This is a genomic window from Roseibium aggregatum (assembly GCF_014692675.1).
GTDB lineage: Bacteria > Pseudomonadota > Alphaproteobacteria > Rhizobiales > Stappiaceae > Roseibium > Roseibium aggregatum_C.
The window spans coordinates 33,711-55,705 of record NZ_JABFCZ010000018.1 but is presented as its reverse complement, the minus strand read 5'-3'; the positions used below and the strand labels follow the sequence as shown (position 1 = coordinate 55,705).

The window sequence follows — 21,995 nt, the reverse complement described above, 5'->3', positions numbered from 1 at the left end:
CCTCATGACTGTTTTGCATCCGGACTTCGATGCGGGCATTGCAGCGGATCTGCTTGGGCGGATGCGTCGGAAAGCCCCCAGGGTCCACTGCATCACCAACGCGGTCGCCCAGCATTTCACCGCCAATGTTCTTCTGGCCCTTGGCGCCATTCCCTCCATGACGATCGCACCGGAGGAAGTCGCGACCTTTGCCGCCGGCGCCGATGCGCTGCTGGTCAATCTGGGAACGCTTGACGATACCCGCCGGGCGGCGATCCCGAAGGCCATCGAGGCGGCAAAGGGGGCCGGTAAGCCGTTCGTTCTGGATCCGGTCTTCGTCAACCGCTCTCCCGTGCGCTGTTCCTACGCGCAGGAGCTTCTGGCTTCGTCTCCGACCGTGCTTCGGGCGAACCGGGACGAACTGGCTGCTCTCTTTCCCGGACAGGATCCTTTGGAAGCGCTCGCCGGACCGTCCGCGACGCTGGCCGTGACCGGCGCGGAGGATCTGATTTCCGGACCGGGTGGAACCATCCGTCTTGCCAACGGTCACCCGTTGCTTGCCAGGGTGACGGCGACCGGCTGTGCGGGAGGGGCGGTCATCGCAGCCTTTCTTGCCGTATCCGACGATCCGGTTCAGGCTGCGGCCAGTGCGCTCACCGTTTTCAATATCGCCGGAGAGGCGGCGGCGGCGCGGGCAAGGGGGCCGGGAACCCTGGTGCCGGAGCTGCTGGACGCGCTCTATCTGATCGACGAAACCCGGATCGCCGAGAGGCTGAAACGGGTCTGACAGACTGACAAAACACGGGAGAAAACCATGACCGCGATCGCGGTGACCATTGCAGGCTCCGACTCCGGGGGCGGGGCCGGTATCCAGGCCGATCTGAAAAGCTTTTCCGCAAACGGCGTCTATGGAGCGAGCGTGTTGACCGCTCTGACGGCGCAGAACACGCTTGGCGTGACGGCGATCCACGATGTGCCGCCGGATTTCATTCGCGCCCAGATGGATGCGGTCTATTCGGACCTGAAGGTCAATGCGACCAAGATCGGCATGCTGTCGCAGCAGGCGGTCATCCATGCCGTCGCCGAAGGGCTTGAGGCCCATGACACGGGACCGGTGGTGTTCGATCCGGTGATGGTCGCGGCTTCAGGCGATCCGCTTGTCGCCGACGAGGCTGTCGCCGTTTTGATCGATGTGCTTGTTCCCAAAGCGGACCTGATCACGCCCAACCTTCATGAGGCCGCCCGGATGCTGGATGGTACCGTTGCCGACGGCGAGGCGGAGATGAGCCGGCAGGCGGAACGGCTGAAGGCGCTCGGTGCGAAAGCCGTGCTGTTGAAAGGCGGCCATGGCAGCGGCGCGGAAAGCGTTGACCTGTTGCTGACCGATGACGGCGAAACCTGGCTGCGGGCGCCGCGCCACGAGACCCGCAACACCCACGGCACCGGCTGCACCCTGTCGTCGGCAATTGCCGCGGGGTTGGCGAAGGGCGCCCCCCTGGTGGAGGCGGTCAGGCTGGCAAAAATCTATATCACCGATGCGATTGCCGCCGCCGACAGCCTTCAAATCGGCGCCGGTCATGGTCCGGTCCACCACTTCTTCGAGTTCTGGGAGACGTAAGATGACGACACAGGCAAACACCAAGGCCCTGTCGCGCCGGTCCGCGCTGGGTTTGGCAGGCGCCGCTGCAGGCACCGTTCTGGCCGCTCCGGCCCTTGCCGCAGAAGACAAGGCGACCATCGAATGGAAGATGGTCACCTCCTGGCCGAAGAACCTGCCGGGGCCGGGTGTCACGGCCCAGAGGATCTGCGACCGGATCACGCTGATGTCGGGCGGGCGCTTGCACGTCCGGCTTTATGCGGCCGGAGAACTGGTGCCCGCCCTCGAGGTGTTCGACGCGGTATCGTCCAATACGGCCCACATGGGCCATACGGCCTCGTTCTTCTGGCAGGGTAAGCTGCCCGCCGCAGTGTTCTTCACCGCCATTCCCTTCGGGCTTCTGCCCCTGGAGCATATCACCTGGATCGAGCAGGGCGGCGGCCAGGCGCTTTGGGACGAGCTTTATGCGCCGTTCAACATCAAGCCGGTCATGGCCGGCAACACGGGCGTCCAGATGGGCGGCTGGTTCAAGCGCGACATCAATTCATTGGAAGACCTGAAGGGCCTGAAGATCCGCATGCCCGGGCTCGGCGGCGAGGTCATGCGCCGGCTCGGCGCCACGCCGGTCAGCCTGCCGCCGGGCGAACTGTTCCAGGCGTTGCAGAGCGGCGTCATCGATGCGACCGAATTCCTGGGTCCCTGGAGCGACCGGGCCATGGGCTTTCAAAAGGTGACGAAGAACTATTACGCGCCCGGTTTCCACGAGCCGAACGGCACCGGCGAGGCGCTTTTGAGCAAGACCGCGTTCGACGGCCTGCCGGAGGACCTGCAGGCGATCGTGCTGGAAGCCTGCAAGGCGGAAAACGGCCGCGCGCTGGCCGAGAGCGAATGGAAAAATGCCGCCAACCTGATCGCGCTGCAGGAAGTGGACGGCGTGACGGTCAAGTTCTATCCGGACGACGTCCTCGATGCACTGCGGACCACATCGGCGGAGGTGTTGGACGAATTTGCCGCGAAGGATGCGCTTAGCGGGAAGATCTACGAAAGCTTCAAGGCGGCAAGGGCGCAGCTTGCGCCCTGGTCAAATGTGGCAACCCGCCGTTTCCTGAGTGCCCGGGACGGCAAGGAAGCCTGACGAAGGGCCTGACGAAGGGCATGACGCCGGGCAGTCTGGCGTGCCCGGCGTCATCTTGTTCATCTGCCTATTCGGCGACGACCTTCTGGGTCTGCTCGCCGATGCCGGCGATGCCGAGGCGGACCTCGTCACCCGGATGCAGGAACTGTTGCGGCTTCATGCCCATGCCGACGCCGGGAGGCGTGCCTGTGGTGATCACATCGCCGGGCTCCAGCATCATGATCGTCGAGAGATAGGAAACCAGTGTCTTTACGGGGAAGATCATTGTCGAGGTGTTGCCGGTCTGGCGGCGTTCGCCGTTGACATCCAGGAACATGTCCAGGTTCTGCGGGTCGGCAATCTCGTCGCTGGTGACCAGCACAGGACCGAGCGGGCCGAAGGTCGGCGCGCTCTTGCCCTTGATCCACTGGCCGGTGCCGTCGATCTGCCAGGCGCGTTCGGACACGTCATTGCAGACCGTGTAGCCGGCGACATAGTCAAGCGCGTCATCTTCCGACACTTGCCAGGCCTTCTTCGAGATGATGAAGGCAAGCTCGACTTCCCAGTCGAGTTTTGATGCGCCACGCGGATAGATGATGTCGTCGTTCGGACCGCTCTGGCTGCTCGGCGCCTTGGAGAAGACGACCGGTTCCGCCGGGATCGGCAGCCCGGATTCCTTGGCATGATCCGCGTAGTTCAGGCCGATGGCGATGAAGTGGCCGGTTCTGGAAATCGGCGCGCCAAGGCGCGGCGATCCTTCGACGGCGGGAAGGCTTGCCGGGTCGATCTGCTTCAGCCGCTCCAGGTTCCCGCTTTCATAGGCGGCGGCATCCAGGTCGGCAATATGGGCGGACAAGTCGCGCAACTGGCCGGAACCGTCGATCAGGCCAGGCTTTTCCGAGCCGGCTTCTCCGTAGCGAACGAGTTTCATGTCTGTCTCTCAATCAGGCGTTGGAATTCGGGAGATGCTGCTAATTTTTCGATTCGAGAGCAAGGGAAGTTTCGGCTCTGGCGGTACGATTGCAGCCTGGAGCAGCCGGATTTTTCATTTGGGGCCGTTGTCAGCGGTCCGGCTTCCGTTATGGAAACTGTGACCTTTGGGCAACTTTCCACCTGTAAATGAGGGTTCGTATTTTCCCGGAGTTGATTGCCTAAAAAATGTGCAAATCGCTTGTTGTGTGACGGCGGGGTGACATTTTGATGCCGGATTCCCATCGAAGAGCACCCGTTCCTTAGCGTCATGACCTCCCGATGTTTCCGAAATCGATGTTGAAAGCAAAATGGGAACGGCGAAAGCTCTGTCATTGGGTGTCGGAATTCTGTTGAACTTCCAAAAATTTTCCCTGATCCTGTTTTTATAAAAAATTGACTATCCACATCGGGAGGAGTGGGAGAGAAAAATGGGGCGCTCTCTTTGTAAGAGCAGTCTAATATTGTCATCTGCAATATTAATGCTGCCGATTCTATCAAAAACTGTGTCTGCGGGCGGTTTTGCTCTTCACGAGCAGAGTTCCTATTATCAGGGATTGTCATTTGCGGGTAATGCAACGAGTGGTACGTCGATCTCGTCCGTTTTCTGGAATCCGGCGACGATCACAAGCGCCAAGGACGGGCTGACGGCCGAACTCCACAACACGTTTATCATTCCCCGGTCGTACATCGATGTGAGCCCGTCATCGACGCTTGCCGCCTATGGCGACAGTGGCGATATCGCATCCGATGCCTGGGTCGGATCCACGTATCTTTCCTACAAGGTCAATGACCGGATTTACGTCGGGCTGGGCGTCAATTCACCGTTCGGTCTGTCGACGAAGCCGAATTTCACCTGGGCCGGCCAGGTCTACAACCGGTCTTCAAAGGTGTTTTCGATCAATGCCAATCCGATGATCGGCTACAAGATCAACGATGTGCTTTCCATCGCGCTCGGAGCGCAGATCGAGTACATGTCGGTCAGGCTGAAGAGCGCCTCGGGCGTTGCGGTCGGCGCTGCGTCCTCGGTGCTGGAAGGCGATGATGTCGGCTTCGGCGTGACCGCGGGCGTGACGATCAAACCGATGAAAGGCACGGAGATTGGTCTCGGCTATCGCTCGGGCGTCAGCCACACCCTTTCTGGCTCCCTGTACACGCCGGTTGCGGTCGGGGTCCTGCCGCCGGGAACCTATAACATCACCTCGAACCTGATCACGCCGGATATGGTGACCCTGTCGGCGAAACAGTCGATCAACGACAAGCTTCGCCTTCTCGGGTCGGTCGAATGGGCGAACTGGAGCCGCCTCAAGCAGCCGGCCGTCAAGCTGGACCCGAGTGGCACGCAGGTGACCAGCCTGAGGTTCAATTACAACGACGGCTACTTCGCCTCGCTGGGCGGTGAATATGATTACAACGATCATCTGACCTTCCGTGCCGGTGCGGCTTATGAATGGTCCCCGATCGACACGGCGATCCGCTCGGCGCGCCTGCCCGACAACAACCGTATCTGGCTGAGCGGCGGTGCCACCTACAACGTCAACGACAAGCTGTCGCTCGACTTCGGCTATTCCCATATCTTCGGAACGGACACGAAGCTGCGCGTTGTTCCGGGGCATCAGGACTTCAACGGCGTATCGCTGATTGCGGATGTGGATTCGTCCGTCGATATTCTCAGCGCGTCTCTTCGCTACACGTTCTGAGAGAGCCGCAGATAAACAAAAGAAAAGGCCGGCGCCTTCCCGGGCGCCGGCCTTTTCGTGTCTTTCGGACGATGGCAGTCTCAGAAGGCTGCCGGGTAGAGGCCGCCGTCCAGAAGGATGTTCTGACCGGTGATATAGCCGGCGTGGACCGAACACAGGAAGGCGCAGGTCTGGCCGAATTCCTCAGGATTGCCGAAGCGGCCCATGGGGATTTCGGCGGCTTGGGCCTTGCGGACATCCTCGATGCTCTTGCCGCTCATCTGTGCCGCTCTTTCGAAGCCGCCGCGCAGGCGGTCGGTGTCCATCTTGCCGGGCAGGATGTTGTTGATCGTCACGCCCGATCCGGCGATCTGGCGGCAGACGCCTGCCAGGAAGGCCGTCAGGCCGGCGCGGGCGCCGCTCGACAGGTCCAGCCCCTCGATCGGCATGCGCACCGACATGGAGGTGATGTTGACCACCCGGCCGAAACCGCGGGCCTGCATGCCCGGTACCAGCGCCTGGATCAGCTCGATCGGCGTGACCATGTTCTGCACCACGCCGTCCAGCATCGCCTCGCGGGTCAGCTCGGTATAGTCCTTGCGCGGCGGGCCGCCGTTGTTGTTGACCAGGATATCGGCGTCGGGGCAGGCGTCCAGAAGCGCCTTCTGGCCGTCGCTGGTGGAAACGTCCGCCGCAATGCTGATCACGCCGACGTTGAAACGCGCCTTCAGGTCTGCAGCGGTTTTTGCCAGGGTTTCCTCGTTCCGTCCGTTCAGGACGACATCGCAGCCGGCTTCTGCCAGCGCGAAGGCGCATCCGCGTCCCAGTCCGCGGCTGGATGCGCACACAATTGCCTTGCGGCCGGCAATTCCAAGATCCATCTCTGATCCCCTTAGCGTCTTTCAAATTCATTCCGGAAATTCCGGATCGGCACAGTGTCTTTTGGCGAGGCGGATTGCAAGGGGCAGTCGGCCCGCATCGGTTCCGTTGCCGGATGACTTAGGGTTAGAAGGGAGGGGCGAAGTCTGCGAACTGCGCGCGGCAGATTAAATGCGAGCTCTCAGGGTGTGGCTTAACGCTAATTCGCTCAAACCGCGAAGTGTCATAATAGTGATACCTGAATCAAGTCTAAGGCGCTCCAAAGAATGAATTGGAGTGGAAGTTATGTCAGCGCCAGACAAGTCGCGACATTACCGGGCACTGTTTATTTCGGACGTCCATCTGGGAACCCGGGGGTGCCAGGCGGATCTGCTTCTCGACTTCCTGAAGCTGAATGATGCCGAAACGGTCTATCTCGTCGGCGACATCGTGGACGGATGGCGACTGAAACGGTCGTGGTACTGGCCCCAGCCCCATAATGACGTTGTCCAGAAGATCCTGCGCAAGGGCCGCAAGGGGGCCCGCATCGTCTATATTCCGGGCAATCACGACGAGTTCCTGCGCGATTTCCTCGGAACCCATTTCGGCGGCGTGGAGGTGACCGACAGCATCATTCACGAAACCGCGGACGGGCGCAGCTATCTGGTGATCCATGGCGACCAGTTCGACGTGGTGATCCGGCATGCCAAATGGCTCGCCTTCTTCGGCGACAAGGCCTATGTGACCGCGCTTGGCCTGAATACCTGGGTCAATTTCGTGCGCCGGCGCATCGGCCTGACCTACTGGTCGCTGTCCGCCTGGGCGAAGCTCAAGGTCAAGAACGCGGTGAATTTCATCGGCCGGTTCGAAGAGGCCTTGTCCGACGAGGCCCGCCGTCAGGGTGTCCACGGCGTGATCTGCGGGCATATCCACCATGCCGCAGACCGCGACTTTAACGGCATCCACTATATCAATACCGGTGACTGGGTCGAAAGCTGCACCGCTGTGGCCGAGCACCATGATGGAACCTTTGAGGTGATCCGATGGGTCAAGCCGGCGCAGGCCGACGCGGTTCCGGCACCGGCCAAGGAGCGCCCGGTCGCCGCATGACATCCATACTGATTGTTACGGATGCCTGGCACCCGCAAATCAACGGCGTGGTGCGCTCGCTGGAGCGTACCGCCGCAGAACTGGTCGACATGGGGATCCGGGTCGAGTTTCTGACCCCGCAGGCCTTCCGCACCCTGCCATGTCCGACCTATCCCGAAATCCGTTTGTCGCTGACCCATACCGGCACCGTGCGGCGGATGATCGCCGGCTATGACTGCGACCATCTGCACATCGCAACGGAGGGGCCTCTCGGGCTCATGGCGGCATCGGCAGCCCGCAAGGACAATCGCCCGTTCACGACCAGTTATCACACCCGGTTCCCCGAATACGTCTCGGCGCGGCTGCCGATCCCGCTGTCCTGGTCCTATAGCTGGCTCAGGCGGTTTCACAATGCCGGCGTCGGCTGCATGGTCGCAACCCGGTCGCTCGAGGACGATCTGCGCGCCCGCGGTTTCAACAACCTGATGCGCTGGTCGCGCGGGGTGGACGAGACAATCTTCAAACCCTGCAGCCAATCCGTTCTTCCCGCGGACCTGCCGAGGCCGATCTTCATGAATGTCGGACGGGTTTCGGTGGAAAAGAACATCAAGGCTTTCCTGGATCTGGAGCTGCCGGGCACCAAGGTCGTGGTGGGCGGCGGACCGCAGCTGGAAAGCCTGAAGCGCGATTATCCGGATGTTCATTTCACCGGCCCGAAGGTCGGCGAGGACCTTGCCCGCCACTACGCTTCCGCCGATGTGTTCGTGTTTCCGTCCCTGACGGATACGTTCGGCAACGTGCTTCTGGAGGCGCTTGCCTGCGGTGTGCCCGTCGCGGCCTATCCGGTCATGGGGCCGCTGGACGTGATCGGGGATACCGGGGCAGGGGTGCTGTCCGACAACCTTCAGGAAGCAGCCCTTGCCGCGCTCGACGTCCCCAGGGACCATTGCCGGAAAATGGCTTTGAACTATACCTGGGCTGCGAGCGCCCAGCAGTTTCTCGACAATGCCCGGCAGGCCCGCGATCGGGAGGCCGTCGCCGTTGCAGCCTGAGCAGGTCTGTTTTCCATTCGGCCGAATGATGCTAGGTCTTGGTGCAACCGGTTGTTCTGGCCGGTAACTCCATTAGCTTGTTCAGGAAAAACGACCATGACCGATTGCGTGTCGCGCGCCGATATCGAGGCCGCCCGGAAGCGCCTGGAATCCTATGCCGTCAAGACGCCGCTGCTCAGGTTCCCGGTCCTGGACGAAGCCGTCGGCGGGACCGTCCTGGTCAAGCCGGAAAGCCTGCAGAGAACGGGATCCTTCAAGTTTCGCGGAGCCTTCAACCGGCTCAGCCAGATTCCGGAAGCGGACCGGTCCAAAGGCGTCGTGGCGTGTTCGTCGGGCAATCATGCGCAAGGGGTGGCTGCGAGCGCCAGGATCCTCGGCATTCCGGCGACCATTGTCATGCCGGAGGATGCACCGGCGATCAAGCTGCAGCGGACCCGGGATTACGGGGCGACCATTGTTACCTATGATCGCTCGACCGAAGACCGGGATGCCATCGCGGGCGAGATCTGTGCGCGGACGGGCGCTATTCTCGTGCACCCTTATAATGATCCGCAGATCATTGCCGGGCAGGGAACGGTCGGTGCCGAAATCGCCGAACAGGCCAAGGCCCTGAACCTTCTGCCCGACGCGGTGCTGGCCTGTACCGGCGGCGGGGGCCTGTCGAGCGGAATTGCACTGGCGCTTGAAAGCGATCTGCCGGATGCGGTGTTTCATACCGTGGAGCCGGAAGGGTTTGACGACTACGCGCGTTCCCTTGCCTGCGGAAAGCGGGTTGCCAATGACCGCTTGTCCGGTTCCGTCTGCGATGCGCTGATGTCGCCCGAGCCGGGCGAGAACGGCTTTGCGATATTGAGTCGCCTTGGCGTTCGGGGGCTGGCGGTTTCCGATGCCGAGGTACTCGCGGCTGTGGCTTTTGCCTTCACGGAGCTGAAGCTGGTCGTCGAACCGGGGGGAGCCGCCGCATTGGCCGCTGTGCTATCGGGGAAGATATCCGCTGCCGGAAAGGTTCTCGGCGTGGTTTTGACGGGCGGAAATATAGACCCCGCGATGATGCAGAAGGCCCTTGATAGTAAGGGATACCTATAAACTACATTATGAAGTATTTTTGTTGTGCGCAGCTGATGGTATGGTGTTCATATATATATTTTCATCACGTTGCGTAATTTTCAATTGTGACTATGTATTATACTAAGAAAAAGATCGTATTATTTTGATATTAGTTTGCATGTTTCTGTTTTTTAATTCGGATTATACACAACTAACGCACTGAAATTAACCAAAATATAAATTATGACGCGCTAAATCGCTATGACAACGTTCGGTGAGGCTGTCGGGTTCTTTGTAATTATTTGCCCGATCGATGCCTGGCCGGCGCCCCCGGATATCCGTAACCGGCCAGGAAAGCCCACCGTCCCGGCCTCGTTGCACGAGTTTTATGAGGAAATAATGTCGGACCAAGGCATTCATGATCGTGTGAAATTTTTTTTAAACTTTCCAGTGAGGACTATGAAATCGCCCGTTCGGTCTGGCCGTTCGTGAAGAGCAATCTGCGGTCGGTCCTGGAGGGCTTTTATGCTCATATCGAGACGGTTCCTCATCTGGCGGGTCTCGTCGGCGAACAGAAATCGCGCCTGATGTCGGCCCAGGAGCGGCACTGGGAAAACCTGTTCACCTCCGGCGTCAGCGCCGACTATGTGGAAAGCGCTCAGCGGATCGGACTTGCCCATGTGCGGATCGGACTGGATCCCACCTGGTATATCGGCGGCTATTCCTACTTCCTGAGCAGTCTGATCGGCCTGTTTCAGCGCAAGTACCGGTTTTCGTCAGGCAAGTCGTCCAGGGTCCTGCAGTCGATGTCCAAACTGATCATGCTGGATATGGATGTCGCCATTTCGACCTACCACGACAAGATGATCGCGGACGCAGAAGCCCGCGAGGAGGGGATCCGGCAGGCGATCCAGGAGTTCGACGGCGTCATGGGGGCTGCGATGACCTCCTTCGGATCCGCCTCAAGCGATATGGCGCAGACCTCCGAACATCTTCTGTCGGCAGCGACCGACATCAACCAGCGCATGTCCAGGATGGAGCATTCCTCCGGGGAGACGGCAAACGGTGTTCAGTCGGGTGCTGCCGCTACGGAGGAAATGACCAGCTCGATCGAGGAAATCGGACGCCAGGCGGCCATGTCCAGCAGCGTCGCCCGGAAAGCGGTCGACGGTGCCCAGAAAACCAATCAGTCGGTCCAGGAACTGGCAGAGGTTGCCGAAAAGGTCGGCTCCGTGATCGGGTTGATCTCGGAAATCGCGGAACAGACCAACCTGCTCGCCCTGAACGCCACCATCGAAGCGGCCCGGGCCGGCGAGATGGGCAAAGGCTTTGCCGTCGTCGCTTCCGAAGTGAAGGAGCTGGCCGGGCAGACAACCAAGGCGACCGAAGAGATTACCGATCAGATCGCCGCCATCCAGCGCGCGACGAGGCAATCGGTGCAAGACATCGAGGAAATCACGGAAACCATCAACCAGGTATCGGAGATTGCGACCAATATCGCTTCCGCCGTGGAAGAGCAGACGGTTGCCGCCTCCGAAATCTCGCAGAGTGTCCAGATCGCGGCGTCCGGCGCCCGCGATTTTTCCCAGGAGATCATGGTCGTCCGGACCTCTTTGGGCGATTCGGAACGCTCCGCCGGCAAGGTGTCTGAAATGTCCTGCCAGCTGAAAAACCATGCGGACCGGCTGGAGCAGGAAGCCAGAACCTTCTTCAGCAAGGTCCAGGCACGATAACCCGTCCGGGCGGGACCGGCCCGGCCCCGTGAAGCAACAAAAAAGGCGCCGCGGATACGGCGCCTTTTTTAGTGTCCGGATGATATCAGGTCAGTTGAACAGCGCCTGGCGTTCAGCCTCCGACAGATCTTCCAGCGGATCCTTGGCTTCGGCCGCGTTGCTTTCGTCCTCGGCCTGTTCCCATTCTTCATCGGCGGCGGCTTCCGTCGCCTCCGCGTCGAACAGCCTGTCGATTGCGGCCTCGTCGAGAACCTCGGCATCGAAATCGGAGGCGTCGAGTTCCGCATCCGCTGCGCCTGCCTCGACGGGGGGGATGTCGTCGTCGGCTGCCGCGTCCGCCAGTGAAACGTCTTCGTCGTCATCACTTGCGTTCGGACCGAACATGTCGTCGATCGCGGCTGCATCCATGATGTCGCCGGCGCCGTCGTCCGCAGCCATGAGGGCTTCAATGTCGGCTTCGCTGGCGACCTGATCTCCCGCACTTTCGGCAGCCGGCTGGATGTCGGCTTCGGCCGGTGCTGCATGGGCCTTGCGCGTTTCCTCAAGGGCGGCGTCAAACACATCCCCGGAAACGGCCATCAGTTCATCGACGTTGTTCTGGCTGACGCCCTTGCCTTCCCTCTGCGGTCCGTTCAGCAGATGGGCATCGGGCCGTGTGTCTTCTGGGCCAGCGCTTTCATCCGCCTCGTGGTCCTCGATGCCCCAGATGCTGATCATCAGGTTGATGCGGCTTTCCAGGTAACGCAGAACCTGCACCACCTTCGTGGTCCGCTGACCGGTCAGGTCCTGGAACGAGCAGGCCATGAAGATCTCGGTCGCCTTGGCATCGATATCGTCGCAGATGCTGTCTTCGGCGCCCTGTTCGCGCAGGGTCCAGGCTTTTTCCTGAATCTGCTCGGCGGCTTCCAGGATCGACTGGGTCGCGCCTTCGGTTTGCGTCACGATCGCGTCGAGCTCGTGCGAGGCGTCGGTAAAGCGGTTGGTGTGCTCGCCTTCCTGCTTGATGTTCGCGATCTCGAGCTTGGTGCGCTCGATCGCATCATGCATTTCGGCAATATCCAGCCGGATCCGGTCCAGGTCCGGGACCTTGCGCTGCCGCGTCATGGTCTTCTCGAGGCGATGAATGGCCGCGAGAATTTCCTGTGTTTCCGGCGTCTGGTTACGCTTTACAAACTCGGCGAGGAACCGTCGTCCCCTGTCGGATTCCATCAATGTCTGTTCGAGAGTCCGGTATTCGAGCTCTCCGATTGAATCCGGCTCCGTCTGTGCTTCCATTGTCTGCATCTGAACCGTTTCTCAGCTTGCCTTTGGGTCGCAAATAGCCGTAACTCGGACGACTTCCCGACCAGCCTAGCGGCGCAATCGTTAATATTGCTTTAGGCGCTTTTTCGGATTGAAGAATTATGTCAGATTCCAGAACTGGCCTTCAGGGGCGGGTCGGCGCTTTATTTGCCAGTCATTTTCTCGGATTCGGCCTTTTTCTGCCGTTTTTTCCTCTCGTCTTGGAAGCGCGAGGTTTAACTGTCGACGAAATAGGTTTTGTCCTTGGTATCAGTACTGTTGTTCGCATTGCGGCCAATCCGGTCCTGACCAACCTGTCGGACCGAAGCGGCCGGCGCAGGATTTCCATTTTCGCTTATTCGCTCCTGAGCGGTTTGTTCCTCGGCGGATTTGCCGCGACCAGCGGCATTACCAGCGCCTGGGTAACCGTTGCAGGCCTGATGGCCTTCTGGTCGCCCATCGTGCCGCTGTGTGACGCCTATGCACTGGATGTCGTCCGCAACACCGGCGCGGATTATGCGCGCATGCGGCTTTGGGGATCCGTCGGCTTCGTCGTCGCCAACCTGTTCGGCGGCTGGCTGGTTTCGGTGGGAAGCCCGCTGCTGCTCGTTGCCGGCCTTGCGTTAAGCGTCCTGTCGACCGGTCTCGTCGCCATCTGCCTGCCGGGACAGACCAAGCAGGAGGAAACGGCTGCGACCGGATCGGACCAACCGGCCTCCGTTTTCAGATCGCCCTGGTTCATTGCCGTGCTATGGATCGGCGGATTGCTGCAGGCGACCCATGCGGCCTATTACGGCTTCGGCACGCTTTACTGGGTGAATGCCGGCATCGACAAGCTTTTCATCGGCACCTTGTGGGCGATCGGGGTTGTTGCCGAAATCGCCCTGTTTTACGGGGCCAAGCGCCTGAATGCGCGCTTCGGGCCGCTCCATTTCATGATGATCGCGGCCGGCGGCTCCATCGTCCGCTGGACCCTGTTTCCCTTCGCCGAAGATCTCGCGGCAATCGCGGCACTCCAGGTCCTGCACGGCATATCCTTCGGGGCCGCGCATCTCGGCTCGGTCAGTCTTCTGTCGAAAGTGGTTCCCCAGAAATGGGCCGCGACCGGGCAGGGGCTCCTGTCCACGTCTAGCGGGCTGCAGCTTGCGCTCGGCCTGGCCGTCTGCGGGCCGCTCTACAAGCTCAATCCGGGATATCCGTTCTGGGCGATGGCTGGTGCGGCCGGGGTGGCTCTCATCTCCCTCCTGCTCCTGCGGCCGCTCCTGACGGCAAAGCTGCAGGCTGAAGGGGAAAGGCTGGCCGGCTGACGCCGGGCCGGCCCGACAGGCTCAGCCCCAAAGAGCCGGCTCGGGCGGGTAAAGCAGGCTGCCCTCGAACCTCAATCCCGGTTCGCGGTCCTTCGACAACAGCAAGGGGCCGTCCAGGTCCACGTAGTCGGCAGTCTGGGCCAGCAGCATGGCGGGGGCCATGGCAAGGGACGTGCCGAGCATGCAGCCGATCATGGTCTTGAACCCATGCGACCGGGCGTCCTCCAGAAGCAGGAGCGCCTCGGTCAGGCCTCCGGCCTTGTCGAGCTTGATATTGACCGCATCATAGCGTTTGCGCAGGGCGCCAAGGTCCTTGCGGGTATGCAGGCTTTCATCCGCACACACGGTGACCGGGCGGGCCAGGCTCTCCAGGGCGCCGTCATCGGCGGCAGGCAGGGGCTGTTCGATGAGTTCGACGCCTGTCTCAAGGCAGGCGGCCATGTTTTCCGCAAAACAGCTTTCGTCCCAGGCCTCGTTGGCGTCGATGATCAGGCGCGCATCGGGCGCATTGGCGCGCACCGCGCGGAGGCGCTCCGGATCACCCGGGCCGGCGAGCTTGACCTTCAAAAGCGGCCGTGAGGCCGCCTTGCGGGCCGCCTCTGCCATGGTCTCAGGCGTGCCGACGCTGATGGTATAGGCGGTCGTGACCGCCTTCAGCGGGCTCAGGCCGGCAAGCTCGGCCGCCGTTTTCCCGGATCGCTTTGCTTCCAGATCCCAGAAGGCGCAATCGACCGCATTGCGGGCGGCACCTGCCGGCATGGCGTCCTGCAGCTCCGCCCGGCTCATCCCGGCTTCGATGGCCGGGGTGACGGCCCTGATCTGTTCGGCAACGCTGTCGAGGCTTTCGCCATAGCGGGCGTAAGGCACGCATTCGCCGTGACCACGGGCGGAGCCGTCGGTCAGGGTGACGACAAGGACTTCGGCATGGGTGCGGCTGCCGCGGGAGATGGCGAAGCCGCCGGCAATCTCGAACCGTTCGGTATCCAGGCTGACGGAGAGGCTCATGGGGCGCCGAATTCCGACACGACCTGATCGACAATGGCCTCCATGCCGAAGCGGACCGGATCGGTCGCCGGCAGGCCGTGCTCCTCGCCGATCTTGGCCAGATATCCCCAGGCTTCGGATTCGCCCATGGCGGCGGTGTTCACCGCAATCCCGACGCAGCGGATGTCCGGATTTGTCAGCTTGCCGCACTGGATGGTCAGGTCGATGACCTGCTGAATGGTCGGCAGAGGCGTCTGCACGCCGCGCATGGTGGTCCGGGTGGGTTCATGGCAGACGATGAAGGCATCCGGCTGGGACCCGTGCAGCAGCCCCAGCGTCACGCCGGCAAAGGAGGGGTGGAACAGGGACCCTTGTCCCTCGATGATCTGCCAGTGGTCGTCGTCGGTCGCGGGCGAGATCCATTCGGCCGCCCCGGAAATGAAATCGGCAACCACCGCATCCAGCGCCACGCCGCGGCCGGAGATGAAGACGCCTGTCTGGCCGGTGGCGCAGAAGCTGCTTTTGTAGCCGCGCTCGACCATCGCCTTGTCCATGGCGAGAGCGGTGTATTTCTTGCCGACCGAGCAGTCGGTTCCAACCGCCAGGATCCGCTTGCCGCTGCGCTTCGTGCCCTTGCCGGTGGCAAAGGTCTCGTTGGAGTGGCGCACGTCGTGGAGTTTCCGGCCGGTCCGTTCCGCGGCGTCCCGGATGGCGTCGACGCTGCCTAAGCGGACATGCAGGCCGCTGGCGACGTCCATGCCGGCCTCCAGCGCCTCGACGATCGATTCGACCCAGTGTTCCGGCAGGCGTCCGCCCGCATTCACGGCGCCGACGATCATCGTCTTTGCGCCTTTGGCCGCCGCATCGGCGATGGTCATGTCGGGCAGGCCGGTGTCGGCCACGCAACCTTCCAGGCGGTTCTGCCCAAGGCACCAGTCCCTTCTCCAGTCGACGATGCCGGTGGCCGTCTTGGCCGCCAAAGCGTCGGGAACGTCTCCGAGAAACAAAAGATAGGGATGATTGATTTCCATGGCGCAATTTTCCGGTTTCGGGGCGGATCCGTCCGGCAATCGGGTATTTTGATCACGCTCGCGCGCCAATGTCCGATTGCCGGCCGGTTCGGAGGTCCCATGTCTGGACGATGAACTCTGCTCTCAGGTATAGGAGGGAGTGCATCCGAGCGACAAGGGGGGCATGCAGCCTCAATGGCATTCCTGGATAAAATTATCCCTCCGGCGTTCAGCCTCGATGGCTCGGTTCCCGGCCGCAAGACCCTGACGCTGACCGGCGACTGGACGGTCAATTCCGCCGAAAGCGCGGAGAGACTGCTCGGGTCCATCGACCTTGCTCCGGACCAGGTCGTTTGTATCGACATTTCCAGGATCGAGAGTCTCGACACCAGCGGTGCGTGGCTGGTGCATCGTTTTCGCGGCGGGCTGGAATTCGGCGGCAAGCGCACCGAACTGATCGGCCTGGATGAAAAGCGCAAGGTCCTGTTCCGCGAACTGGAAAAGCACCATCCGCCGGCCTGGAAACCGGAACGCCAGCGGTTCTCGATCGTCGGTTTTCTCGAAGCAACCGGCCGGGTCGGGGTCGATGCCGTCAAAGACGGGCTGGCGATGCTGAATATCCTCGGCACGCTCGGGGCTGTTCTCGCAACCGTTCTGCCGCATCCGAAACGGTTGCGGAGCATATCGGTCGCGGTGCAGTTCGACCGGTCCTGCATCGGGGGCGTTCCCATCGTGGCCCTCATGAGCTTCCTGATCGGGGCAATTATCTCGCAGCAGGGCGGCTTCTATCTGAAACAGTTCGGCGTGGAAGTTTATGTGGTGGATCTGGCCGGCATCCTGATCCTGCGGGAGATGGGGGTGATCCTGACGGCGATCATGGTGGCGGGCCGCTCCGGGTCGGCATTCACCGCGGAACTGGGGTCCATGCGCATGCAGGAGGAGGTCGACGCGCTGCATGTGATCGGCATGAGCGTGACGGAGGTTCTGGTCCTGCCGCGGATTCTCGCATTGATGATCGCCCTGCCGATCCTGACCTTCATTTCCGATATCTCGGCCCTTTTCGGCGCCGGCCTGGTGACGTGGAGCTACCTGGACATTCCACCGCAGGCCTTTCTCGTTCAGCTTCAGGCGGCGATTTCGACAAAAACCCTGATGGTCGGGCTGGTCAAAGCGCCGTTCATGGCGCTGATCGTCGGCCTGATTGCCTGCGTGGAAGGCCTGAAAGTCGAAGGGTCGTCGGAATCCCTCGGCCGGCACACGACCATGTCGGTTGTGAAAGCCATTTTTCTGGTTATCGTGGTGGACGGAGTTTTCGCCATCTTTTTCGCAGCCATTGGTGTCTAAGTCTTTGATCGCAGGAAAGCAGTTTCATGTCGCTGGCCGAACCATCCATTGACGACGTTGTCGTGCGGGAAAGTGCGGCTGACGATGACATTATTCTGTCAGCCAAGGGGGTTACCGTCGGCTTCGGCACCAAGATCATCCTGAAGGATCTCGATCTCGATGTCCGGCGCGGCGAGATCCTGGGGTTCGTCGGCGGTTCAGGAACGGGAAAATCGGTTCTGATGCGCGCGATTCTCGGCCTGACGCCGAAGCAGGCAGGTACCATCAGTGTTTTCGGTCATAATCTGACTGGTGTGTCCCCGGTTATCCGCAAGTCCATCGAGCGGCGCTGGGGAGTGCTGTTTCAGCAGGGCGCCCTGTTCTCGTCGCTCAGCGTGAAGCAGAACATCCAGGTCCCCATGCGCGAGCATCTCAGCCTCTCGCCGCAATTGATGGACGAACTGGCGCTGTTGAAGCTCGAACTGGTCGGTTTGCCGCAGGATGCGGCCGACAAGTTGCCGTCGGAGCTTTCGGGCGGCATGATCAAAAGGGCCAGCCTGGCCCGTGCGCTTGCACTTGATCCGGATTTGGTGTTTCTGGACGAGCCGACCTCGGGTCTTGACCCGATCGGTGCCGCTGCGTTTGATGAGTTGATTAAAAACCTCAGTGAAACGCTCGGACTGACGGTCTACATGGTAACGCACGATCTGGACAGCCTGCATTCCATCTGCGACCGGATAGCCGTACTGGCAGACAAGAAGGTTTTGGCGATCGGTACCCTGGACGACATGATGAAAAACGACCACCCCTGGATCAAATCCTATTTCCGGGGGCCGCGCGCTTTGCGCCGGATGTGAGAGCCGTATCATGGAAACCCGGGCGAACTATATCCTGATCGGCAGCTTCATGATGGCGGTGCTCCTGGGCTCCTTCCTGTTCGTGTACTGGCTCGCCGTCACCGCGGAATCCCGGGAAAATGTCTTCGTGAGAATCATTTTTCCGGCTCCCGTCACCGGCCTGCCGATCGGCGGGCAGGTGCTTTTCAACGGTATTCCGATCGGGAATGTCAGCGCACTGGATTTCGACCCGAAAAACCCGAAGGTCGTCGTCGCGACGGTTCGGGTCAAACCGAACACGCCGCTCAGGACGGACACGACGGCGTCCCTGAATTTCACCGGTCTGACGGGTGTCGCCTATGTGGACCTGAACGGCGGCAGCCTCGATGCGCCGTTGCTGATCAAGAAGGATTCCGAAGAAGTCCCGGTCATGTATGCCGAGCGCTCGCTGTTCGACGATATCGTCAGCGGTGCGCGGGATGTGCTGAAGAAAGCCGATTCGGCTCTCAGCAGCGTCGACGGCTTCCTGAAGGAAAACAGCCCGACTGTGACGAAGACGCTGAAGAATGTGGAAGAATTCTCCTCCGCACTCGCCGCCAACTCCGAAGGCGTGTCGGACTTCATGGCAAACCTGTCATCGGTCTCCAAGGCGCTGACCAGCCTGTCCGGACGCATGGAGAAGCTGGTGGATCAGGGTGAACGGATCCTGGCTGCCGTTCCCTCCGATGATGTCACCAAGATCGTTCAGAACCTCTCGGAATTTTCCGACGGGCTGGCCAATGCCCGCAAGAGCATCGACAAGGTCATGGCCGATGCCGAGGTCGCGGCAAAGGACCTGCAGACCTTTACCGGCGGCCTGAACAGCAGCCTCGAAGACGTGCAGAAAATCGTCAAGGCGGTCGATCCGGAAGACGTCAGGAAGACGGTTGCCGGAGCGGCGGCGATCGGCGAATTGCTCGAAAAACGGTCTCCGGAAATCGACAACCTGATAACGTCGACGTCTTCGACCATGGACAATCTCAATGAAATTTCGGCCACGATCCGGGATCGGAGGAAAGCGATCTCCGAGGTTATCGAGAGCACCAGCACGGTCTTGAACAAGGTCGACACGTTGGTCACCCGCGGCAACGAGCTTGCCGCCGCTGTCGATCCGGACCGGGTGTCGAACATCGTGGCCAATGTGGACACGTTCAGCACGGGGCTGAACAGCACGCTTGGAAACGTCGATGAGATCGTCGCGAATATCGACCCGAAAAAGGTCGGCGAGGCGGTCGACGGAGCCGCAGAGGTGGTGTCCAACATCAACGCGCAGAAAGACCAGATCAACGAGATCATCGCATCGACGAAATCCACGATCCAGAATTTCGAGGCGTTTTCGGCAACCGTCCGGGGTGAGGACGATCGTATCGTGGCTCTTGTGGACGATGTGCGCGCTGCCGCCAATGCCTTCACGCAGACGCTCGCGGACGCCGACGGCATCCTGAAAGCCGTGGATCCGGATCAGGTGTCGAATATTGTCGGCTCGGTCGCCAATGTGACGGGCGGCCTGTCGGAGAACAAGGAAAGCATCGACGCCATGATCGCCTCGGCGCGCAATGCCGCGGCCAATGTGGAAAAGATGACCAACGACCTGTCGCAGCGCACGCCGGACGTGGACCAGATCATCACCGATGCAAAGGAAATGACGGCGACGCTGAATGCCACCTCTGTCCGGATTCAGGGGATCGTGGATCAGGTGGGGACCATGGTTGAAGGTGACGGCGAAGGCCTGATCGTCGAGGCGACAAAGGCGGCAACGGCCATTCGCAAGGTGGCGGAAGCCTTCGAATCCCGTGCGGATTCGATTGCCGGCGGCCTGTCGAAGTTCGCCACCCAGGGATCGGCCGACTTCACGGCCGCGATGTCGCAGATCAACCGGACACTTGTATCGATCCAGCGCGCGGTGGAAAGTTTCGACCGGAACCCGAATCGGATCATTTTCGGGGGCGAGGCGGTGCCGACCTATACGGGCGGACACAGGCGATAGATATTAACCGGCTGACCGGAAACACATACGGGGCTGCTGAATGGCGTATTGGGGGCGATTGAGGGCATGAGTAGCGGGTCGGCACATATCAGCCGAAGGCGGTTCCTTGGCGTTTGCGGGGCCGGTCTGACGCTTGCCGGTTGTGCCAGCTCGGGCCCTACGGCGCTTTACGGCATCGAAGCCGCCAACGTCCCGGCAAGCGGGCAGCGGCAGAAGAGCAAGCAGGTACTGGTGCCGCGGCCGCGCGCGCTCAAGGCGCTGGATACCGAGTATATCGCCGTGGTCGACAAGAGGCCGGTCTACAGCTACTTCCCGAAAGTCGCCTGGGCAGACTCCCTGCCCAGCGTGGTTCAGTCCAAGATCGTCCAGACCCTGGAAAACACCAATCGCCTGCGCGGCGTCGGCTTCCCGGGCGAGGGGCTGCTGATCGACTATCAGCTGCAGACCGATCTCCGGGCCTTCGAGTTCCATATCGACGGAACCGACCGGGGGGTGGTCGTGATCGCCGCCAAGCTGGTCAATGACCGCAATGGCCGCACCATCGCCAACAGGGTCTTTCGCGCCGAAGTCGCCTCCGGCGGGACGTCCGTCGATCAGGCGGTTGCCGCAATGAACAGCGCCGCCGACCGGGTTTTCTCCGAAATGGCTCAGTGGATCCTCGCACGGGTCTGAGCGGAATGCCGAAGGCGAAACGGACCTAAGGGCAGATTTTTGCCCAAAGACCGGCAATCCATGCATTCTTTTGTTGCCTAAAAGATTTCCTCAAGCGACACTTAGTTCCAAATGCAACTAACAGGCGCCCGCCAGGCGCAAAGACCTGCGCTTTCGCGGATCCGGCCGGCGGCAAGACCTGGAGCAGGAGGGAGTGCATCCATTGGGGCAAAGGCGGACATGAACGGACAGGTATCGGTTTCAGACGAGGTCCGGTTCGATCTTCAGGCGTTTCTGCCGTATCGGATTCGTGTGTTCTACACCGACGTAACGAGTACGCTGTCGGAAATCTACATCCGCGACCATCGGCTGACGCCGTCGGAATGGCGGTCCATGGCGATCCTCGGCGCCACCGGCAGAATGCCGGCGACGGAAATTGTCGAACGCTCCAGCATGGACAAGGTGTCCGTCAGCCGGGCGGTAAAGAAAATGTACGAACGCGGTCTTCTGGAAAAGACCAACAACACCGAAGACGGTCGCAGTTCCCTGCTGAGCCTGTCGGAGAAGGGCCGGTCCATCTATTTCGACCTGGTGCCCAAGATGCTGGCCGCGGAGGCGCGCATGTTCGACGGCGTGAGCGAGGAGGAAATTTCCGCCTTCGTCGCGACCATGGCCAAGGTGCGGCAGAACCTGCAGAAGCCTTAGCGGCTCCAGACGGTCAGTCGACGCTCTCCACGCGGTCAGGGAGGTTATATTCCTTCCATTTTCTCTGCGGTATTTTGCGTCCGACCGCAAATTCGAACGCAACGACCGAGGCCAGGTCCGGGCTGGTCTCGCACCTGAAGCGGATTTCATACCAGCTGTCGCGGTCATGAAAGGCGCCGCCATCGGCCTCGATCGTCTGGCGGCCGGTCAGTTGCACGTCCGATCTGGCGTAGGCAATCAGGAAATTCGGCGTGAGGCTCGATTTCCAGCGGTGGACCTGCTCCAGGGCTTCCAGATTACACAGCTGAATGATCCGGTCCTCGCTCACCAGCTGGCGCAGGCGCGCCTTCGCTTTCCGGCTTTTCGGATTGTTCAGGATCGCGGCGGAATAAAGCTGCGTGGCACGGATCATCCTGTCCGGAGCTTCGAGGTGAGCGGTTTGAGTATCTGGCGGTTCCGGTGCTTGTGAAGGTTGCGGAACGGGGGCCGCGGTATCTGTGCGCACCGGCGGCGCTGCTTCTTCGGGAGCGGGTTGGATATCGGAGGGCGAAGCGACAGGCGCAGACGTGACGATCTCGACGGCGATCCCCTTGATGGCCTGAGGCCGGGGGAGTGGTTTCAGCGGATTCAGGCCGAGGACTGTTCCAAGAAGAAGATGAAGGAACAGGGCGAGGCCGGCCCAGAGCCAGATCGTCCTGTCTTCATCGAAGAGCGCCGGAGTCCACATGCCTGGAGCGACCTGTCCTCACGCACGA

20 protein-coding genes are annotated in these 21,995 nt (G+C 61.1%); 14 read left to right on the top strand and 6 right to left on the bottom strand.

Translation table 11 applies throughout. The features are described 5' to 3' along the window. Window positions 1-4: 4 nt before the first annotated feature. The 3 genes from HK439_RS16465 to HK439_RS16455 are packed head-to-tail and all read left to right on the top strand — an operon-like array spanning window position 5 to window position 2,711. The gene (locus tag HK439_RS16465; protein WP_190292626.1) at window positions 5-766 is read left to right on the top strand and encodes a hydroxyethylthiazole kinase; all 762 of its coding nucleotides are present in this window, start codon (window positions 5-7) and stop codon (window positions 764-766) included. Window positions 767-793: 27 nt separating this feature from the next. Then, a complete protein-coding gene (thiD, locus tag HK439_RS16460; RefSeq protein ID WP_190292625.1) occupies window positions 794-1,597 on the top strand; it encodes a bifunctional hydroxymethylpyrimidine kinase/phosphomethylpyrimidine kinase in 804 nt (267 codons plus the stop codon). Window position 1,598: 1 nt separating this feature from the next. Then, on the top strand, window positions 1,599-2,711 hold the full coding sequence (locus HK439_RS16455; RefSeq protein WP_190292624.1) for a TRAP transporter substrate-binding protein: 1,113 nt from the start codon (window positions 1,599-1,601) through the stop codon (window positions 2,709-2,711). Between the two features lie 67 nt (window positions 2,712-2,778). On the opposite strand, the gene HK439_RS16450 is transcribed toward HK439_RS16455, so the two are convergent. After that, window positions 2,779-3,621, bottom strand: coding sequence for a fumarylacetoacetate hydrolase family protein (locus HK439_RS16450; RefSeq protein WP_190292623.1), 843 nt, complete (start codon window positions 3,619-3,621; stop codon window positions 2,779-2,781). A gap of 469 nt (window positions 3,622-4,090) precedes the next feature. Between HK439_RS16450 and HK439_RS16445 the strand changes: the two genes are divergently transcribed. Beyond that, the gene (locus tag HK439_RS16445; RefSeq protein ID WP_190292622.1) at window positions 4,091-5,359 is read left to right on the top strand and encodes an OmpP1/FadL family transporter; all 1,269 of its coding nucleotides are present in this window, start codon (window positions 4,091-4,093) and stop codon (window positions 5,357-5,359) included. 80 nt (window positions 5,360-5,439) lie between these two features. On the opposite strand, the gene HK439_RS16440 is transcribed toward HK439_RS16445, so the two are convergent. Further along, window positions 5,440-6,219: an SDR family oxidoreductase gene (locus HK439_RS16440; protein WP_190292621.1), complete on the bottom strand. Its 780-nt coding sequence runs from the start codon at window positions 6,217-6,219 to the stop codon at window positions 5,440-5,442. A 283-nt stretch (window positions 6,220-6,502) separates the two neighbouring features. Between HK439_RS16440 and HK439_RS16435 the strand changes: the two genes are divergently transcribed. The 4 genes from HK439_RS16435 (at window position 6,503) to HK439_RS27260 (ending at window position 11,117) form a co-directional block, all read left to right on the top strand. Then, the gene (locus tag HK439_RS16435) at window positions 6,503-7,306 is read left to right on the top strand and encodes a UDP-2,3-diacylglucosamine diphosphatase (RefSeq protein ID WP_190292620.1); all 804 of its coding nucleotides are present in this window, start codon (window positions 6,503-6,505) and stop codon (window positions 7,304-7,306) included. Further along, window positions 7,303-8,337, top strand: coding sequence for a glycosyltransferase family 4 protein (locus tag HK439_RS16430; protein ID WP_190292619.1), 1,035 nt, complete (start codon window positions 7,303-7,305; stop codon window positions 8,335-8,337). Before HK439_RS16435 ends, HK439_RS16430 begins: the two co-directional genes overlap by 4 nt. A gap of 96 nt (window positions 8,338-8,433) precedes the next feature. After that, window positions 8,434-9,423, top strand: coding sequence for a threonine ammonia-lyase (locus tag HK439_RS16425; RefSeq protein WP_190292618.1), 990 nt, complete (start codon window positions 8,434-8,436; stop codon window positions 9,421-9,423). 392 nt (window positions 9,424-9,815) lie between these two features. Further along, on the top strand, window positions 9,816-11,117 hold the full coding sequence (locus HK439_RS27260) for a globin-coupled sensor protein (protein WP_190292707.1): 1,302 nt from the start codon (window positions 9,816-9,818) through the stop codon (window positions 11,115-11,117). A gap of 90 nt (window positions 11,118-11,207) precedes the next feature. Here the strand turns inward: HK439_RS27260 and HK439_RS16415 are convergent, their stop codons facing one another. After that, entirely contained in the window at window positions 11,208-12,392 is a 1,185-nt protein-coding gene (locus HK439_RS16415) for a protein phosphatase CheZ (RefSeq protein ID WP_209011883.1), read from the bottom strand. Between the two features lie 128 nt (window positions 12,393-12,520). On the opposite strand from HK439_RS16415, the gene HK439_RS16410 reads away from it, so the two are divergent. After that, on the top strand, window positions 12,521-13,705 hold the full coding sequence (locus HK439_RS16410) for an MFS transporter (protein WP_190292616.1): 1,185 nt from the start codon (window positions 12,521-12,523) through the stop codon (window positions 13,703-13,705). Between the two features lie 21 nt (window positions 13,706-13,726). On the opposite strand, the gene dgcA is transcribed toward HK439_RS16410, so the two are convergent. After that, window positions 13,727-14,710, bottom strand: a complete 984-nt coding sequence (dgcA, locus tag HK439_RS16405) for an N-acetyl-D-Glu racemase DgcA (protein ID WP_190292615.1) — start codon at window positions 14,708-14,710, stop codon at window positions 13,727-13,729. After that, entirely contained in the window at window positions 14,707-15,720 is a 1,014-nt protein-coding gene (dgcN, locus tag HK439_RS16400; protein WP_190292614.1) for an N-acetyltransferase DgcN, read from the bottom strand. Before dgcN ends, dgcA begins: the two co-directional genes overlap by 4 nt. Before the next feature lie 174 nt (window positions 15,721-15,894). Between dgcN and HK439_RS16395 the strand changes: the two genes are divergently transcribed. The 5 genes from HK439_RS16395 (at window position 15,895) to HK439_RS16375 (ending at window position 21,240) form a co-directional block, all read left to right on the top strand. Continuing rightward, a complete protein-coding gene (locus HK439_RS16395; RefSeq protein WP_190292613.1) occupies window positions 15,895-17,043 on the top strand; it encodes an ABC transporter permease in 1,149 nt (382 codons plus the stop codon). Between the two features lie 26 nt (window positions 17,044-17,069). Further along, window positions 17,070-17,879: an ABC transporter ATP-binding protein gene (locus tag HK439_RS16390; protein WP_190292612.1), complete on the top strand. Its 810-nt coding sequence runs from the start codon at window positions 17,070-17,072 to the stop codon at window positions 17,877-17,879. 10 nt (window positions 17,880-17,889) lie between these two features. Next, complete coding sequence (locus tag HK439_RS16385) at window positions 17,890-19,884, top strand: MlaD family protein (RefSeq protein WP_190292611.1); 1,995 nt, start codon at window positions 17,890-17,892, stop codon at window positions 19,882-19,884. Between the two features lie 66 nt (window positions 19,885-19,950). Beyond that, window positions 19,951-20,556, top strand: a complete 606-nt coding sequence (locus HK439_RS16380; RefSeq protein ID WP_190292610.1) for an ABC-type transport auxiliary lipoprotein family protein — start codon at window positions 19,951-19,953, stop codon at window positions 20,554-20,556. Between the two features lie 219 nt (window positions 20,557-20,775). Then, window positions 20,776-21,240: a MarR family winged helix-turn-helix transcriptional regulator gene (locus HK439_RS16375; RefSeq protein ID WP_190292609.1), complete on the top strand. Its 465-nt coding sequence runs from the start codon at window positions 20,776-20,778 to the stop codon at window positions 21,238-21,240. Between the two features lie 13 nt (window positions 21,241-21,253). On the opposite strand, the gene HK439_RS16370 is transcribed toward HK439_RS16375, so the two are convergent. Further along, complete coding sequence (locus tag HK439_RS16370; protein WP_190292608.1) at window positions 21,254-21,967, bottom strand: DUF930 domain-containing protein; 714 nt, start codon at window positions 21,965-21,967, stop codon at window positions 21,254-21,256. Between the last annotated feature and the right edge of the window lie 28 nt (window positions 21,968-21,995).